The sequence below is a fragment of the Burkholderia sp. BCC0398 genome, from assembly GCF_902833245.1.
In the GTDB taxonomy this organism is placed as follows: Bacteria; Pseudomonadota; Gammaproteobacteria; order Burkholderiales; family Burkholderiaceae; genus Burkholderia; species Burkholderia sola.
This window is the reverse complement of sequence record NZ_CADFEM010000017.1, coordinates 1-15,029: the sequence shown is the minus strand read 5'-3', so window position 1 is coordinate 15,029 and position 15,029 is coordinate 1. Positions and strand designations below refer to the sequence as shown.

16 protein-coding genes are annotated in these 15,029 nt (G+C 69.7%); 11 read left to right on the top strand and 5 right to left on the bottom strand.

What is annotated here, in order from left to right; translation table 11 throughout:
• Positions 1 to 9 precede the first annotated feature (9 nt).
• The 8 genes from bcsE (at position 10) to HWX76_RS29920 (ending at position 8,695) form a co-directional block, all read left to right on the top strand.
• Complete coding sequence (gene bcsE, locus HWX76_RS29955) at positions 10 to 1,977, top strand: cellulose biosynthesis protein BcsE (RefSeq protein ID WP_176016770.1); 1,968 nt, start codon at positions 10 to 12, stop codon at positions 1,975 to 1,977.
• Positions 1,974 to 2,219, top strand: a complete 246-nt coding sequence (locus HWX76_RS29950; RefSeq protein ID WP_124631958.1) for a hypothetical protein — start codon at positions 1,974 to 1,976, stop codon at positions 2,217 to 2,219. The genes bcsE and HWX76_RS29950 overlap by 4 nt, the downstream gene beginning before the upstream one ends.
• Complete coding sequence (bcsQ, locus tag HWX76_RS29945; RefSeq protein ID WP_089488345.1) at positions 2,216 to 2,995, top strand: cellulose biosynthesis protein BcsQ; 780 nt, start codon at positions 2,216 to 2,218, stop codon at positions 2,993 to 2,995. Before HWX76_RS29950 ends, bcsQ begins: the two co-directional genes overlap by 4 nt.
• Entirely contained in the window at positions 2,992 to 5,529 is a 2,538-nt protein-coding gene (gene bcsA, locus HWX76_RS29940) for a UDP-forming cellulose synthase catalytic subunit (RefSeq protein WP_050018048.1), read from the top strand. The genes bcsQ and bcsA overlap by 4 nt, the downstream gene beginning before the upstream one ends.
• Positions 5,530 to 5,556: 27 nt before the next feature.
• A complete protein-coding gene (bcsG, locus tag HWX76_RS29935; RefSeq protein WP_124631957.1) occupies positions 5,557 to 7,113 on the top strand; it encodes a cellulose biosynthesis protein BcsG in 1,557 nt (518 codons plus the stop codon).
• Positions 7,095 to 7,292: a hypothetical protein gene (locus HWX76_RS29930; RefSeq protein WP_050018050.1), complete on the top strand. Its 198-nt coding sequence runs from the start codon at positions 7,095 to 7,097 to the stop codon at positions 7,290 to 7,292. The genes bcsG and HWX76_RS29930 overlap by 19 nt, the downstream gene beginning before the upstream one ends.
• A 196-nt stretch (positions 7,293 to 7,488) precedes the next feature.
• Positions 7,489 to 7,809 (top strand): hypothetical protein, encoded by a 321-nt coding sequence (locus tag HWX76_RS29925; RefSeq protein WP_050018051.1) that lies wholly within the window; start codon positions 7,489 to 7,491, stop codon positions 7,807 to 7,809.
• A gap of 130 nt (positions 7,810 to 7,939) precedes the next feature.
• On the top strand, positions 7,940 to 8,695 hold the full coding sequence (locus tag HWX76_RS29920; RefSeq protein WP_124595148.1) for a hypothetical protein: 756 nt from the start codon (positions 7,940 to 7,942) through the stop codon (positions 8,693 to 8,695).
• A 43-nt stretch (positions 8,696 to 8,738) separates the two neighbouring features.
• On the opposite strand, the gene HWX76_RS29915 is transcribed toward HWX76_RS29920, so the two are convergent.
• The 4 genes from HWX76_RS29915 to HWX76_RS29900 are packed head-to-tail and all read right to left on the bottom strand — an operon-like array spanning position 8,739 to position 11,972.
• Positions 8,739 to 9,620, bottom strand: a complete 882-nt coding sequence (locus tag HWX76_RS29915) for a pirin family protein (protein WP_124631955.1) — start codon at positions 9,618 to 9,620, stop codon at positions 8,739 to 8,741.
• Between the two features lie 44 nt (positions 9,621 to 9,664).
• Complete coding sequence (locus tag HWX76_RS29910) at positions 9,665 to 10,057, bottom strand: OsmC family protein (RefSeq protein WP_050018054.1); 393 nt, start codon at positions 10,055 to 10,057, stop codon at positions 9,665 to 9,667.
• 48 nt (positions 10,058 to 10,105) lie between these two features.
• Positions 10,106 to 11,686: a sodium:proton antiporter gene (locus HWX76_RS29905; RefSeq protein WP_176016769.1), complete on the bottom strand. Its 1,581-nt coding sequence runs from the start codon at positions 11,684 to 11,686 to the stop codon at positions 10,106 to 10,108.
• Between the two features lie 25 nt (positions 11,687 to 11,711).
• Entirely contained in the window at positions 11,712 to 11,972 is a 261-nt protein-coding gene (locus HWX76_RS29900) for a XapX domain-containing protein (RefSeq protein WP_050018056.1), read from the bottom strand.
• A gap of 276 nt (positions 11,973 to 12,248) precedes the next feature.
• Here HWX76_RS29900 and HWX76_RS29895 point away from each other — a divergent pair, with 276 nt between their 5' ends.
• Positions 12,249 to 12,935 (top strand): hydrolase, encoded by a 687-nt coding sequence (locus HWX76_RS29895; protein WP_124556706.1) that lies wholly within the window; start codon positions 12,249 to 12,251, stop codon positions 12,933 to 12,935.
• A 75-nt stretch (positions 12,936 to 13,010) separates the two neighbouring features.
• On the opposite strand, the gene HWX76_RS29890 is transcribed toward HWX76_RS29895, so the two are convergent.
• On the bottom strand, positions 13,011 to 13,934 hold the full coding sequence (locus tag HWX76_RS29890; protein WP_089488349.1) for a LysR family transcriptional regulator: 924 nt from the start codon (positions 13,932 to 13,934) through the stop codon (positions 13,011 to 13,013).
• A 99-nt stretch (positions 13,935 to 14,033) separates the two neighbouring features.
• On the opposite strand from HWX76_RS29890, the gene HWX76_RS29885 reads away from it, so the two are divergent.
• A complete protein-coding gene (locus HWX76_RS29885) occupies positions 14,034 to 14,201 on the top strand; it encodes a DUF1427 family protein (protein ID WP_050018059.1) in 168 nt (55 codons plus the stop codon).
• A 19-nt stretch (positions 14,202 to 14,220) separates the two neighbouring features.
• Positions 14,221 to 15,029, top strand: an 809-nt coding sequence (locus HWX76_RS29880; RefSeq protein ID WP_176016768.1) for an amidohydrolase, incomplete at its 3' end; no start/stop codon positions are given.

The window sequence follows — 15,029 nt, the reverse complement described above, 5'->3', positions numbered from 1 at the left end:
GGGACTGCCGTGAATACGGAATTCGATGCCACCCGCTCCGCGTCCGGCGCTGTCAGCCTGGTCGATCGCCTGCGCGCGCTGCTGCGTGTGGGGTCGGCGCGCGGCCGCGCCGGCGCATTGAGCCGGCTCGCGATCGACGGCCTGCCCGATACCTGGACGCAACTGGAGGCCGGCGGTCTTTACGCGATCTACGCGGCCGGCGGCACGCCGGGATGCGACGCGCTGGTGTGGGAAAGCGCGCGCCAGGCGCGCACGCGCGACGTCACGATCGTGCTCGCGCGCGATCCGGCGCGCGTCGCCGCGCAAATGGCATCGCTCGGCTTCGCGGGCGGCGCGCAGCCGGCCGGCTGGCCGCGCAACCTGAACGTGCTGGCGATGCCGCCGGCGGCCGAGCCGGCCGACGCCGGTGTGATCGCCGCTGCGCCGCGCGGCGTGGCGCCGGGCCCGTTCGCGCGGCTGACCGGCGGCTTGCGCGCGATGAAGCGCTACGGGCTGCATGCCCGTTCGCTGTATTTCGTCGAAGGTGCGCAGCGCTGGTTCAGTTGGGACGATCCGGTCGCGCTCGCGGATGAAGCGCACGCGCTGGCCGACTGGTGCCGCACGCGCCGGATCGCGCTCGTGCTGCTGCTCGATCCCGAAGCGACCCGGGCGGGCGACGACGCGCGCGCCGATGATGCGCCGCTCGTGCGCGACGCGGATCGTACGCCGCGCAGCGGCTTCCACGGGATCTGCTCGGGCGTCGCGCAGTTGCAGCGCACGCACGGCGAGCTGCTGTGGGTCGTCGATTTCTGGCGCGCGGGCGACACGCTCGCGGCCGGCGAGGTGCGCCCGCTGCGCTTTGCGCCGGGCGGCCGGCTGTCGGCGAGCGTCGATGGCGGCGCGACCGAACCGGCGCGCCGGATGAAGCTCGCGAGCGACGAGGATCGCGTGGTGGTCAGCCGCGCGGTGCTCGACGGCGCGAGCCGCGTGCCGGACGGCTGGGAGATCGTCGACGACAACGCGGCCGTCGTCGCCGCGTGCGCGAGCGCGCAGGCCGCGACCGCGGTGCTCGTGTTCCGCTCGCATGCGCAGCTCGAAGCGCTGTGCGCGGACGTGCACGCGCTGCGCCGGCAGTGCGGCGGCGCGCTGAAGATCGCGGTCGTCGAGCGTGGCGAGGTGCTGCGCCACCAGTTCGAGGTGCTCGTGCTGAGCGTCGGCGCGAACCGCGTCGTCGCGCGCGACTTGCCCGTCTCGCGGATGCAGGCCGCCGTGCATGCGCTGCGCGGCCAGCTCTACGCGCGGCCCGTCGCGGCCGACTATCGCGCGGCGCTCGCGGCCGCGCTCGGCGATTCGGTGCTCGGCTATCTGCCGGTCGGCACGTTCTGCCAGCGGATTCGCGCGGTGCTCGACCGCGGCGCGGTGCTCGCGCTGCCGCACACGCTCGCGAAGCTCACGCTGCTGCCGGGCGTGTCGCACGTCGACGCGCTGCGGCACTGCCGGCCGCGCCGCGCGGGCGACGTCGTGACGGCCGATGCAGGGCATCTGTTCGTGTTCCTGTTCGCTTGCGAGCCAGTGGACGCCGACGATGCGCTCGCGCGGATCTTCGACGTGCCGGTCGATACGCTGTCCGATCGCGTCGTGTGCCTCGGCCAGGGCAGCATCGACACCGAGCTCGACGCGCTGAAGGCCGAGAACCGGCGCGCGCCGATCGCCGACTACAGCGACCTGTTCGCGGCGCCGCAACCGGCCGCCGCCGCGCGCGCGGCGCCTGCGCCCGCTGGTCCCGGCACGGCGTTGCCCGACGCGAGCGAGGTGAGCGACGCGATCGAGGCGATCGATACCGTCATCGCGCTCGACGCGATCGGCGTGCCGCAGGCATCCGCGTCCGGCGCCATCGACGCCGTCGACGCGTCGCCGTCGCAACCCGTCATTCCCGCCGCGCGTGCGCGCGGCGCCGTCCGCAGCGCGATGCCGCTGCGCAAGCAGGAGGACGCATGATCGCCGAACTCGTCATCGGCTTCATCGTCGGTGTCGCGATCGCGGTGCCGGTGTGGATCGTCGCGCAGCACCTCGGCATCGGCCGCGGCTTCCACGCGCCGCGCGGCATCGACCGGCGCGACGCGGTGCCGTGCGAACTCGTGCCGGTCGCGCTGCGCGGCCGCCTGCTGCCGGATGTCGGCGGCGAAGAAGCCGACGAACGCTACGAACGCCACGAACGCGACAGCAAGGCGGCACGATGAAGACGATCGCCCTCACGTCGACGACGGGCGGCGCGGGCCGCACGACGCTGGCCGCCGCGCTCGCGGTGCTGCTCGCGCGCCGCGGCCGGCCGGTCGTCGCCGTCGAATTCGATGCACAGAACCTGATGGGCGCGACGCTCGGCCTCGATACGCTGGCCGAACACGGTCTCGCGCACGGCCTGCTCGGCGGCGCCGAACCGTGGCACGCGCACACGTGGCGCAACGCCGACGGCGTGCTGTTCGTGCCGTACGGGCAGGTCGATGCGGCCGGCGCCGCCGCGTGCGATGCGCGGCTCGCTGCCGATCCGGCCTGGCTGTCGCGCGCGCTCGACGAGATCGCGCTGCCGGCCGACGGCGTCGTGCTGGTCGACACCGCGCGCTATCCGTCGCCGCAGGCCGAGCAGGCGATTCGCCGCGCGGACCTGACGCTCGTCGTCGTGCCGCCGGAGCCGGTCGCGTGCGCGACGACGGCCGCGCGGCTCGGCGCGCTGCGGGCCGGCCGCGGCGAACTGCAGATCGTCGTGAACCGGCTGAACCCGGCGCGCGACATGCAGCGCGACGCGCTGGCGATGCTGCGCGCGGTCGCGGGGCCGGCGTCGATGCTCGAGCAGCGCATCCACGTCGACGCGGCGGTGCCCGAAGCGCTCGCGCGCGGCAGCTGGATCTTCGACGATGCGCCGTATTCGCAGGCGTCGCACGACCTGAACGGCGTCGCGAACTGGGTCGACACGTGGCTGACGGCGGCCGTCGCCGGCCGCGCGGGAGGCGTGCGATGAAGGCCGCGCTCGCGTCGCGACTGCGCGCGTTCGGCCGTCGCGCGGCCGACTGGTGCGCGCGCGGCATCGGGCTGCCGGCGGAACGCACGCGGGTGGACTGGTTCGTGCGGCTGTTCTTCCACGCACCGCCGCCCGGCCGCCCCGATCATGTGCGCCGCTGGGTGCGCGTCGCGTTCCTGCGGCTCGCGTACGACTGGGGCGTGCTGCAGCCGCTCAGCGTGCGCGAATGGCTGTGGCGCGCGATCGTGCGCGCGCCGCGTGCGGCCGACGGCCGGCCCGCGCGCGATCCGCTCGCGTGGTTCGATACGTTCGTCGTGCCCGTCTATGTGGCCGGCCGTGCGGTCGGCCGACGCCTCAATGCGCTGCTCGAGCGCCTGCCGTGGGGGCGCTGGGGCGGCTGGCTCGATGCGCGCGCGAACGGCGTCGGCCGGCGCCCGTGGCTCGCGCCGCTGCTGCTCGTCGCCGGCGCGGTGCTGTGGGCCGCGGCCGGGATGTCGCCGCTGATGCCCGGCGCGCAGTTCGCGTTCTTCGCGATCGTCGCGGTGCTCGCGCTCGCGCTGCGCCGCCTGCCGGGCCATCTGCCGACCCTCGCGCTCGCGTCGCTCGCGCTGCTGGCCACGCTGCGCTACGTGTGGTGGCGCACGACGCAGACGCTCGACTTCCGCAGCCCGGTCGAGGCCGTCGCCGGCTACCTGCTGTACGGCGCCGAAGCCTATACGTGGATGATCCTGCTGCTCGGCTTCGTGCAGACCGCGTGGCCGCTCGACCGGCCGATCGTGCCGCTGCCCGACGATCCGGACACCTGGCCGACCGTCGACGTCTATATCCCGACCTACAACGAGCCGCTGTCGGTCGTGAAGCCGACCGTGTTCGCCGCGCAGAGCATCGACTGGCCGAGCGCGAAGCTGCGCGTGTACCTGCTCGACGACGGCCGGCGCCCCGAGTTCGCGGCATTCGCGGCCGAGGCCGGCATCGACTACCTGACGCGCGACGACAACCTGCACGCGAAGGCCGGCAACATCAACCGCGCGCTGCCGAAGACGCATGGCGACTACATCGCGATCTTCGACTGCGATCACGTGCCGACGCGCTCGTTCCTGCAGACGACGATGGGCGTGTTCCTGCGCGACCCGAAATGCGCGCTCGTGCAGACGCCGCACCATTTCTTCTCGCCCGATCCGTTCGAGCGCAATCTCGGCACGTTCCGCGAGGTCCCGAACGAGGGCAACCTGTTCTACGGTCTCGTGCAGTCGGGCAACGACCTGTGGAACGCGACGTTCTTCTGCGGATCGTGCGCGGTGCTCAAGCGCAGCGCGCTGGAGGAGGTGGGCGGCGTCGCGGTCGAGACCGTGACCGAGGACGCGCACACCGCGCTCAAGCTGCATCGGCGCGGCTATACGTCGGCGTACCTGCCGACCGTGCAGGCGGCCGGCCTCGCGACCGAAAGCCTCGCCGGCCACGTGAAGCAGCGCACGCGCTGGGCGCGCGGGATGGCGCAGATCTTCCGGATCGACAACCCGTTCCTCGGGCGCGGGCTCGGCTTCATCCAGCGGATCTGCTACGGCAACGCGATGCTGCATTTCTTCTACGGGATTCCGCGGCTGGTATTCCTGACGATCCCGCTCGCGTACCTGTTCTTCCACCTGTACTTCATCAACGCGTCGTCGTTCGCGCTCGCGAGCTACGTGATCCCGTATCTCGTGCTCGCGAACGTCGCGAACTCGCGGATGCAGGGGCGCTACCGTCATTCGTTCTGGGCCGAGGTCTACGAATCGGTGCTCGCGTGGTACATCGCGCTGCCGACCACCGTCGCGTTCTTCAGCCCGAAGCACGGCAAGTTCAACGTGACCGACAAGGGCGGCAAGATCGACGAAGGCTACGTCGACTGGTCGACGTCGAAACCGTATCTCGTGCTGTTCGCGCTGAACGTGCTCGCGATCGTCGCCGGCCTGTGGCGGCTCGTGGCCGACCAGGGCGACGAGGCGTCGACGATCCTGATCACGCTCGGCTGGACCGTCTACAACCTCGCGATGCTCGGCGCGGCGCTGGCCGTCGCGCGCGAGACCAGGCAGGTGCGCGTCACGCATCGGATCGCGATGCGCGTGCCGGCGATGCTGCTGCTCGCCGACGGCTCGACCGCCGCGTGCTTCACGAGCGACTACTCGACCGGCGGCCTCGGGCTCGAAGCGGTGCCGGGGCTGCCGCTCGCCGTCGGCGACACGCTGACGGTGTGCGTGACGCGGGGCGACCGCGCGTTTCCGTTCCCGGTGCGCGTGACCCGTGCGACGCCGACCCATGTCGGCGTGAGCTTCGAGGAACTGACGCTCGAGCAGGAGCGCCAGCTCGTGCAATGCACGTTCGGCCGCGCGGATGCGTGGCTCGACTGGCACGAAAGCGCGCGGCCCGACACGCCGCTCGGCGGGCTCAAGGAAGTGCTGCGGATCGGGCTGGACGGTTATGTACGAATGTGGAAGGGTGCGGCGCGCGGCGTGCAGGCCATGCTCGCGCCGAAACTCGATCGCGCGCGCGACTGACGCGGCGCGCATCATGGAGTGGGTTAGATGACGTTCTGGAATCTGTATTTCATCCTGAAGTTCGCGCTGTTCGCGACCGGGCGCCTGCAGCCGTTCTGGCTCGCGAACCTCGCGTTCGCGGTGGCGCTCGTGGCGAGCGCGCCGATCCGGTCGCGCGCGTGGCGCATCGTCCGGCAGGTCGTGGCGATCGCGATCGCGGTGCCGCTGCTCGCGCGCGAGCTGCATGCGCCGCCGCTCGCCCGTCTCGCGGAGGCCGCGCGCGAGGTCAGCACGTTCCGTCTCGACTACTGGATGGAGCTGTTGCCGCGGCTGCTGCCGCCCGTGCTGGCGCTGACGATCGTCGGCGTGCTGATCGTCTATTTCATCGTCAATCGCTGGCTGCGCGTCGCGACGTTCGTGGTGGCCGTGCTGATCGTGATGCCGCTGTGGCAGGCCGGCAGCGGGCTGATGGCGCGCGTCGCCGCGCCAGCGCAGCCGCAGGCGAACGCGGCGGGCGCCACGCGCGTCGACCAGCCTGAGGATCACAACGCGGCGCTCGCGACGTTCCGCGCGCAGGAGTCGCAGCGGCAGGTCGCGTTCGGCCATCTCGGCAGCGATCCGGCCGCGCAGTTCGACGTGATCGTGCTGCACATCTGCTCGCTATCGTGGGACGACCTCGATGCGGCGAAGGTGCGCAACCATCCGATGCTGAGCCACTTCGACTACCTGTTCACGAACTTCAGCACGGCCGCGAGCTACAGCGGCCCGGCGGCGATCCGCGTGCTGCGCGCGAGCTGCGGGCAGGAAGCGCATGCGGACCTGTACAAGAGCGCGCCGCAGCAGTGCCATCTGTTCTCGCAACTGGCGGGCGCCGGCTACACGGTGCAGTCGCTGCTGAACCACGACGGCCATTTCGACAATTTCCTGCAGGTGATCCACGACAACATCGGCGTGACCGATGCGCCGATGATCTCGAACGCGGCCGCGCCGGTCGCGATGCATGCGTTCGACGGGTCGGCGATCAAGGACGACTACTCGACGCTCGCGAACTGGTACGCGCAGCGCGCGGCGGTGCCGGGGCCGGTCGCGCTGTACTACAACACGATCAGCCTGCACGACGGCAACCGTGTCGTCGGCAGCGCGCTGACGAGCATCGACTCGTACCCGCAGCGCGCGACGAAAATGATGACCGACTTCGACCGTCTCGCCGACCTGATCGCGCAATCGGGCCGCCGTGCGGTGATCGTGTTCGTGCCCGAGCACGGCGCCGCGTTGCGCGGCGACAAGAACCAGGTCGCGGGGCTGCGCGAGATTCCGACGCCGCGCATCGTGCACGGGCCGGTCGGCGTGCGGCTCGTCGGCTTCACGGGCAACCACGGCGCGACGACCGTGATCGACCAGCCGACCAGTTTCCTCGCGCTCGCGCAGTTGCTGTCGAATCTCGTGTCGAACAGCCCGTTCAAGCCGGGCGCGACGCTCGCGCAATACGCGGCCGATTTGCCGCGCACGCGGATGATCGGCGAGAACGAGGGCACGGTGACGATGCAGACGGCCGCGGGTTACGCGGTGAAAACTCCGGACGGCGTATGGATCGACGAACAGTGACGATTTCCGGCGAAGGCGACGACGATCGCCTGTCGCAACCGAACGACGTGATCGGCCTCGCGCGGCATCTGCCCGCGCTCGATCCCGAGCGCTACGTCGACGAACAGGCGCGTCGCGCGTTCGACGCGTCGCTCGATCGCTGGCCGACGCTCGCGAAGCTGATGGGATTGAAGGCCTGAAGGAACAGCGGCCCGGCGGGAGATCCGCGATTTTAATCAGGCGTGGTTGACACGAAACTAGACCGGTCTATATCATTTGGCGAAGTCCATCGGGCATACGTTCCAGGCTGTTTCGGCTATTCCATCGAATAGCCGCGCGAGCAGCGCGTATGTTTATTCGATAAATGGACGATAAAAGTCAAATAATGGAGGGTTTATGCGTTCGGCAAGCGCTATTCTCGTCGGGCTGACGGTATTGCTGGTGTCCGGCTGCGCGGGTATCGCCGGCAGCACCAACATGCTGACCGACGACAAGATCAAGTCCAGTACGGCCGGCACGCTGGGGTACTCGCCCGATGAACTCGTCATCGTCAATCGCCGCACCGAAGGGACGAATACCTACGTCAACCTGAAAGCCAGGGACGGCAAGGAGTTCGCGTGCACGATCAACGGCGGCAATCTGCTGTCTTTCGGCATGACGAACCCGCCGGTTTGCAATCGCAAGGGGCAGCCGCGTCAGGGCGGCCCGTTCTCTTGAACGTAAAGGTCGTACGGTCGGGCTCTGACCGGCGCCGTCGCCAGGGCGGTCCGGCGATCCGCGTCGCAGCTGCCGGTGCCGGTCACCGCAGATTCATTGGGTGTTTGTCTCGTATCGGTTGGGGGCTGCCATGTCGTATCACATTCGGATCGCGTTTCGAACGGCAGGGCTGTGCGCGGCCATGGTCGCCGCGCTGTCGGGGTGCGCAGGGATGTTGAACGCATCGTCCGGCCCGCAGCCGGAACGCGTGGCGGCGCAGAAGGAAGACGGCGCACGCTATACCCAGACGCTGACGTCGTTCATCGCGCTGGTGTCGAGCGCCCAGGCCTCCACGCCCGACAGTCGCGCCAGAATACTCGACGCTTACCAGCGCGTCCTGTATCAATACTCGGTGGCCGCCGTGAGCTGGGTGCGGCTCGTCCATCCGTCGCTGCAGCCGCTGCCGACGTCGCTGCAGCCGCTTCCCGCGCCGACGGGCACGCCCACGACGGCCGAGGTCGATCGCGGCTATGAACACGCGCTCGAGATGCGGGTGGCGATGTGGGATATCGGCGAGGCGGCGATCTGGGGGAAGACCTCGAAGATGTCGATCCCCCGCTACCGAGGCACCGCGCCTGCCGTGCCGGTGCCGCCGCCGCTGCCGCCATTCCAGGACGCGCGCGATCCCCGGTATGCGAGGCTGGTTGCGCTGACGAAGCAGGCGGACGACGCGCAGCGCGCGTCGATCGAGCAACAGCGGCAGGTAGAGTCCAAAGCGTTGGCCAACGCGCTTGCCATGGCGAGGGCCGTGCCGTACTCGCCGCCGCAAGCGCAGGCGCAGCCTCGGCAGGAACAGCGCTGGTGTACGCAGTCGGGTGGCGGGGTCGTGGGCCTCGTGCCATGCTGAGCGCGCATCGCCGGGCGGCCGTGGCCGCCCGTTGCGCGTGGCGTCATGCCTTGCGTTCCGGCTGCCGCGTCCATTCGTTTTCTTCGCCCGGCACCTTGCCGAACGTCTGATCGGCCCACGCGGCACGCGCCGCATCGATCTTCGCGCGTTCGCTCGACACGAAATTCCATTCGATGAAACGCTCGCCCGGCAGGTGCGCGCCGCCGAGCAGCATCACGCGTGCGCCGTTCGTGCTGGCCAGCGCGACGGTCGCGCCCGGTTCGAGCACGGCCATCGTCGCGGGGGCGAGCGGTGTGCCGTCGATGCCGAGGTCGCCGTCGACGAGATATACGCCGCGTTCGTCGTGCTCCGCATCGAGCGCGAGCTGCCCGCCCGGTGCGAATTCCGCATACGCATAGAGCGTCGGCGAGAACACGGCGACCGGCGACGCGTGCCCGAACGCGGTGCCCGCGATCACGCGCACGGTCACGCCGTCGCGCGTGAACGACGGCAGCGTGTCGGCCGCATGGTGAACGAACGCGGGCGTGGTGTCTTCGTGCTCGACCGGCAGCGCGACCCAGGTCTGGATCCCGTGCACCGGCTGCTCGCGCGGCCGATCCTCGTCGGGCGAGCGCTCCGAATGCACGATGCCGCGGCCGGCCGTCATCCAGTTCACGTCGCCCGGCACGATCTTCTGCCGGAAGCCGAGGCTGTCGTGATGCATCAGCGAGCCGTCGAACAGGTAGGTGACGGTCGCGAGCCCGATGTGCGGATGCGGCAGCACGTCGATGCCGCGGCCGGCCGGCAGCATGGCCGGGCCCATCTCGTCGAAGAAGATGAACGGGCCGACGAGGCGCGCGGCGCGCGCGGGCAGCACGCGGCGCACGACGAGGTTGCCGATGTCGCTTTCGCGCGGCGTGAGCAGGGTCTTGATCGAGGCGGACATGACGGGAATCTCGTGACGGGGGCGGTGGCGGTGACGGGAGGTACTCAGGCGATCGCCGTGTCGATCGCGATCGGGTGCGTGAGGATCTTGTGCACCGGGCACGCGTTCGCGATCTGCAGCAGGCGTTCACGCTGCTCGTCGGTCAGGTTGCCGTCGAGCGTGATGCGGCGCACGATCGTGCTGCCCGCGCTGCCCGATTCGTGCGCGAGCTTCACGTGCACTTCGGCGAGCGGCCAGCCTTTTCGTTGCGCAACCATCTTCAGCGTGATCGCCGTGCACGCGCCGAGGCTCGACAGCAGCAGGGCGACGGGCGTCGGCGCCGTATCGCCGCCGCCGAGCGACGCGGGTTCGTCGGCGCGCCACTGGTGGACGCCGTCGGTGAAGTGGACGAGGTAATCGACCGGGCCGATGCTCGCTTCGACGGTGAGTTCGCTCATTGAAATTCCAGGTGGGGAAAGGGGGCGGGCCTGCCGGCAGGCCGGACGTCAGGGTTCGAGCAGGCGCTGCAGCCGCAGCTCCTCGAAATCCAGTTCGGATTCTATGCGGTGCAGCACCGCGTCGTCGACCCGGCCGTCGCGATGCAGGCCGAGCAGCGCGTCGCGCGACACGCCGACGAGTTCGAGCTCGACGCGCAGCATCCGCGCGCGCACGTCCGCGGGCTCCGCGCCGTCGCGGTGCGCGCGTTCGTTGAACGCGACGCGGCTGCGGTATTCGGTCAGCAGCCGGTCGAGCGATGCGCGTTCGAGGCCGGCGCCGCGCTGCTCGCGCGCGTCGAGCTCGGCAAGCGCCGCGCCGAACGTGTGCGCGCGCACCGCGTGTTCGGACATCGTGCGGCGCGCGGCCGGGCGCAGTTTCAGCACGCGGATCAGCGGCGCGAGCGTGCCGCCCTGCACGACGAGCGTCGCGATGATCAGCAGGAACGTGCTGAACAGGATCAGGTCGCGGCCCGGGAAATTGGCCGGCAGCGCGATCGCGGCCGCGAGGCTCACGACGCCGCGCATGCCCGACCAGCCGAGCACGACGGCTTCGCGCCACGACCACGCCGCGCGGCCCGCGCGCCGCGCGCGCAGGCGGCCCGGCAGCCACATCGCGACGAACACCCACACGATGCGCGCGCCGATCGCGGCGGCCGTCGCCGGCAGCGCGACCCGCAGGCCGGCCATCAGCACCGCGCCTTCGTGGTTCACGCCCGCGAGGATCGCGTGCAGCGCGAGGCCGATCAGGATGAACACGAGCGCGTCGAGCACGAACACGATCGCCTCCCACGTCGCCTTCGCCTTGATCCGCATGTCGGCGCCGAACACGCGATGCTGGCGCACGCCGAGCACGAGGCCGCAGGTGACGACCGACAGCACGCCGGAGCCGTGGACGGCTTCCGCGATCCCGTAGCTGCCCCATGCCATCGCGAACGTCACGACGATGCCGAGCATCGGCTCGCGCAGGCGTTGCAGCACCCAGCACATCGCATGGCCGCACGCGAGGCCGACCGCGATGCCGATCAGCGTGAGCGAGAAGAACAGGCCGGTCGCGCTCGCCGCCGTGATCGATACGGCGAGCGCGGCCGACACGGCCATCTGGTACAGCAGCAGGCCCGATGCGTCGTTGACGAGGCTTTCGCCTTCCAGCACCGCGACGAGCCGCGCGGGCAGCGGGTGGCGCTGCAGGATCGCCTTCGCGGCGACCGCGTCGGGCGGCGACACGATCGCGCCGAGCGTGAAGCACGCGGCCCACGGCAGCGCGGGATTCGCCGCATGCACGGCGAGCGCGACCGCGACGGTCGTGAACGCCACGGCCCCGAGCGCGAGCGACGCGATCGAGGCGAGCTCCTGCCGGAATTCCTTCCAGGCGGTATAGAACCCGCTCGACATCAGCAGCGGCGGCAGCACGGCCGCGAGCAGCAGCGCCGGGTCCATGTCGGGCACGCGCTTGCCGGCGACGGCGACCACGCAGCCGCCGAGCAGCAGCACGACGGCCGGCGGAATCGAGATTCGCTCGGCGAGCCAGGTGAGGGCGCCCGCGCCGCTGATCAACAGCAACAGGTAATGGAACAGCTCGACGTTGGTCATGCGTGGCCGGCGGCGATGGGGTGGATCAAGAAGGCTTGCGGTCGTTCGCGGCGCCGCCCGGCAGCGCGCCGAACATGTGCTGGCTGCACTTCGCATCGCGCCATGCGGTGTTCAGCCGATGGCCGGACAGCATGCGCCGCGCGACGGGCAGGATCTGTTCGCCGGCCAGCATGCCGAGCAGGCCGACGAGCGCGATGACCGGCGGCGCGGGCGAGTTCACGCCGATCGCGCCGTAGATGACGCCGGCGAGGATGCCGGCGAGCAGCGACAGGACATACGGTTTCATGGTGGTGCGCCTCGTGATGGCCGAGCGGCACCGGAACGGCGCCGTCAGAGTCTTGAAAGCGTATCGGGTTTGCGTGAAGAAAAAAAGGGCGGGCGGCCCCGAACGGACATCCATTCGGGAATCGGATCGATTCCATTCCTTGGGTGTTCGCGCCGAGCGTTTGCGGCTTAAATGTGTCGGCCCGGATGATGACGATCCGGCGCCGACGCATTCCGGGCGCCTCCCGTTTTCACGGTCGAGGCGGGCCCCTTTTTCCGTTCACAGGACCCATCCGCCATGAGCAACCCGAAACTTGAGGTACTGACGCCGCAGAACAGCCAGCTGATCTTCATCGATCAGCAGCCACAGATGGCGTTCGGCGTGCAGTCGATCGATCGCCAGACGCTGAAGAACAACGTCGTCGGGCTCGCGAAGGCCGCGAAGGTCTTCAACATCCCCACCACGATCACGACGGTCGAAAGCGAGAGCTTCTCGGGCCACACGTATCCCGAACTGCTCGACGTGTTCCCGAACCAGAAGACGCTCGAACGCACGTCGATGAACTCGTGGGACGACCAGAAGGTACGCGACGCGCTCGCCGCGAACGGCCGCAAGAAGGTCGTCGTGTCGGGCCTGTGGACCGAAGTCTGCAACACGACGTTCGCGTTGTGCGCGATGCTCGAAGGCGACTACGAGATCTACATGGTCGCCGACGCATCGGGCGGCACGTCGCAGGCCGCGCACGACTTCGCGATGCAGCGCATGGTGCAGGCCGGCGTCGTGCCGGTCACGTGGCAGCAGGTTCTGCTCGAATGGCAGCGCGACTGGGCGCGCCGTGACACCTACGATGCCGTGGTTGCGATCGCCAAGGAGCATTCCGGCGCATACGGGATGGGCATCGACTACGCGTACACGATGGTCCACAAGGCGCAGCAGCGTACCGCGACGCCGCACGAGTCGATTCCGGCCGTGCCGGCGAAGTAACGGGCCGCCGGCCGCGATCGCCGCGATCGCCGCGACGGTTACTGCGGCGATCGCGTGCCGTCGGCCGTCACGCGTTCAGGCGGCGGGCAGCGCCCACGGCGCGCGCGAGAAATGTTCGGCGAGGAAATCGAGCAGCACCGTCACGCGCGCGGCGCGCAGCATGCCGGGCGGCGTGACGAGGTTCACGTTGATGTCGGCGATCTTCCAGTCGCTCATCACTTCCTCGAGCGCGCCGCGCTGCAGTTCGTCCCACACCAGGAACTCGGGCTGCAGCGCGAGGCCGTGACCGCCGACGAGCGCGGGGAGGATCACGTCCGCATTGTTCGTGCGAATGCGACCGTGCACGTTCACCCCGACATCCTCGCCGGATGCCGAATGGCGGAAGCGCCAGTGCTCGGGCGTCGGCAGGTTCGTATACGTGAGGCACACGTGCTGTTCGATGTCGCGCGGATGCGTGGGGCGGCCGCGCCGGTCGAGATACGCGGGCGACGCGACGAGCGGCCGGCGCACCGCGCAGAGGCGACGCGAGCGCAGCGTCGAATCGCTCAACTCGGCGATGCGGATCGCGACGTCGAAGCCGCCGGATACGATGTCGACGATGTGATCGGTGAGCACGAGATCGATGTCGACGTGCGGATAGCGCTCGAGAAACGCGGGCAGCACCGGCGACAGATGGTGCAGCCCGAACGACATCGGCGCGTTCACGCGCACGAGGCCGTGCGGTTCGAGCGCTTGCGCGGTGGCCTCGTTCTCGATCAGTTCCGCGTCGGCGAGCAGGCGGATCGCGCGGTCGCGCAGCAGTTCGCCGGTCGGCGTGAGCGACAGCTTGCGCGACGTGCGGTACAGCAGCATCGCGCCGAGGCGCTTTTCGAGGCGCGCGATCGCTTTCGACACGGTCGGTTGCGAGACGCCGAGCAGCTCGGCGGCTTTTGCGAACGAACCGGTCTCCGCGACGCGCGCGAAGATGGCCCAGGCCTCGAGATCAGGAAGGTGTTGCATGGTCGGAACGGATGGCAGGGAAGCGAAACGGATGCGAGGGGAGCGTAGCATGCGGCCGATGCGATGCGGATCATTCTAATCCGGCCGGGAGAAATCGTTATGGAATCTTATCTAGTTTCATTGGGCGCCGGCGTGCTGATCGGCGTCGTGTACAGCGTGATCAAGGTACGCTCGCCTGCGCCGCCGCTGATCGCGTTGGTGGGCCTCGCCGGCATGCTGGTCGGCGTGCAGGCCATCGCGCCGGTTCGTCACTGGCTCGGCTTCTGACCGCATCGAGGAGATGTCAATGAGCGCAACCGATACTCAACCCGATCTGATCCTGCACAACGGGCACATCACGACGCTCGACCGCGCGAACCCGGTCGCGACCGCCGTCGCGATCAAGGACGGCCGCTTCGTCGCCGTTGGCAGCGAAGCGGACGTGATGCCGCTCGCGGGCCGCGCGACGAAGGTGGTCGATCTCGGCGGCCGCGGCGTGCTGCCGGGTCTGATCGACAACCACTGCCACGTGATTCGCGGCGGACTGAACTACAACATGGAACTGCGTTGGGACGGCGTGCCGTCGCTTGCGCTCGCGATGGAGATGCTCAAGCAGCAGGTCGCGATCACGCCCGCGCCGCAGTGGGTGCGCGTGGTCGGCGGCTTCACCGAACATCAGTTCGTGGAGAAGCGGCTGCCGACGATCGAAGAACTCAATGCGGTCGCGCCGGACACGCCGGTGTTCATCCTGCACCTGTACGATCGCGCGTTGCTGAACGCGGCCGCGCTGCGTGTCGTCGGCTACACGAAGGACACGCCGGAGCCGCCGGGCGGCACGATCCTGCGCGATGCCGCCGGCAACCCGACCGGCCTGCTGCTCGCGAACCCGAACGCGACGATCCTCTACGCGACGCTCGCGAAGGGGCCGAAGCTGCCGTTCGAGTATCAATACAACTCGACGCGCCATTTCATGCGAGAGCTGAACCGGCTCGGCGTGACGGGCGTGATCGACGCGGGCGGCGGTTCGCAGAATTACCCCGACGATTACGAAGTGATCCGCAAGCTGCACGACGCGGGCGAGATGACGATCCGGATCGCGTACAACCTGTTCACGCA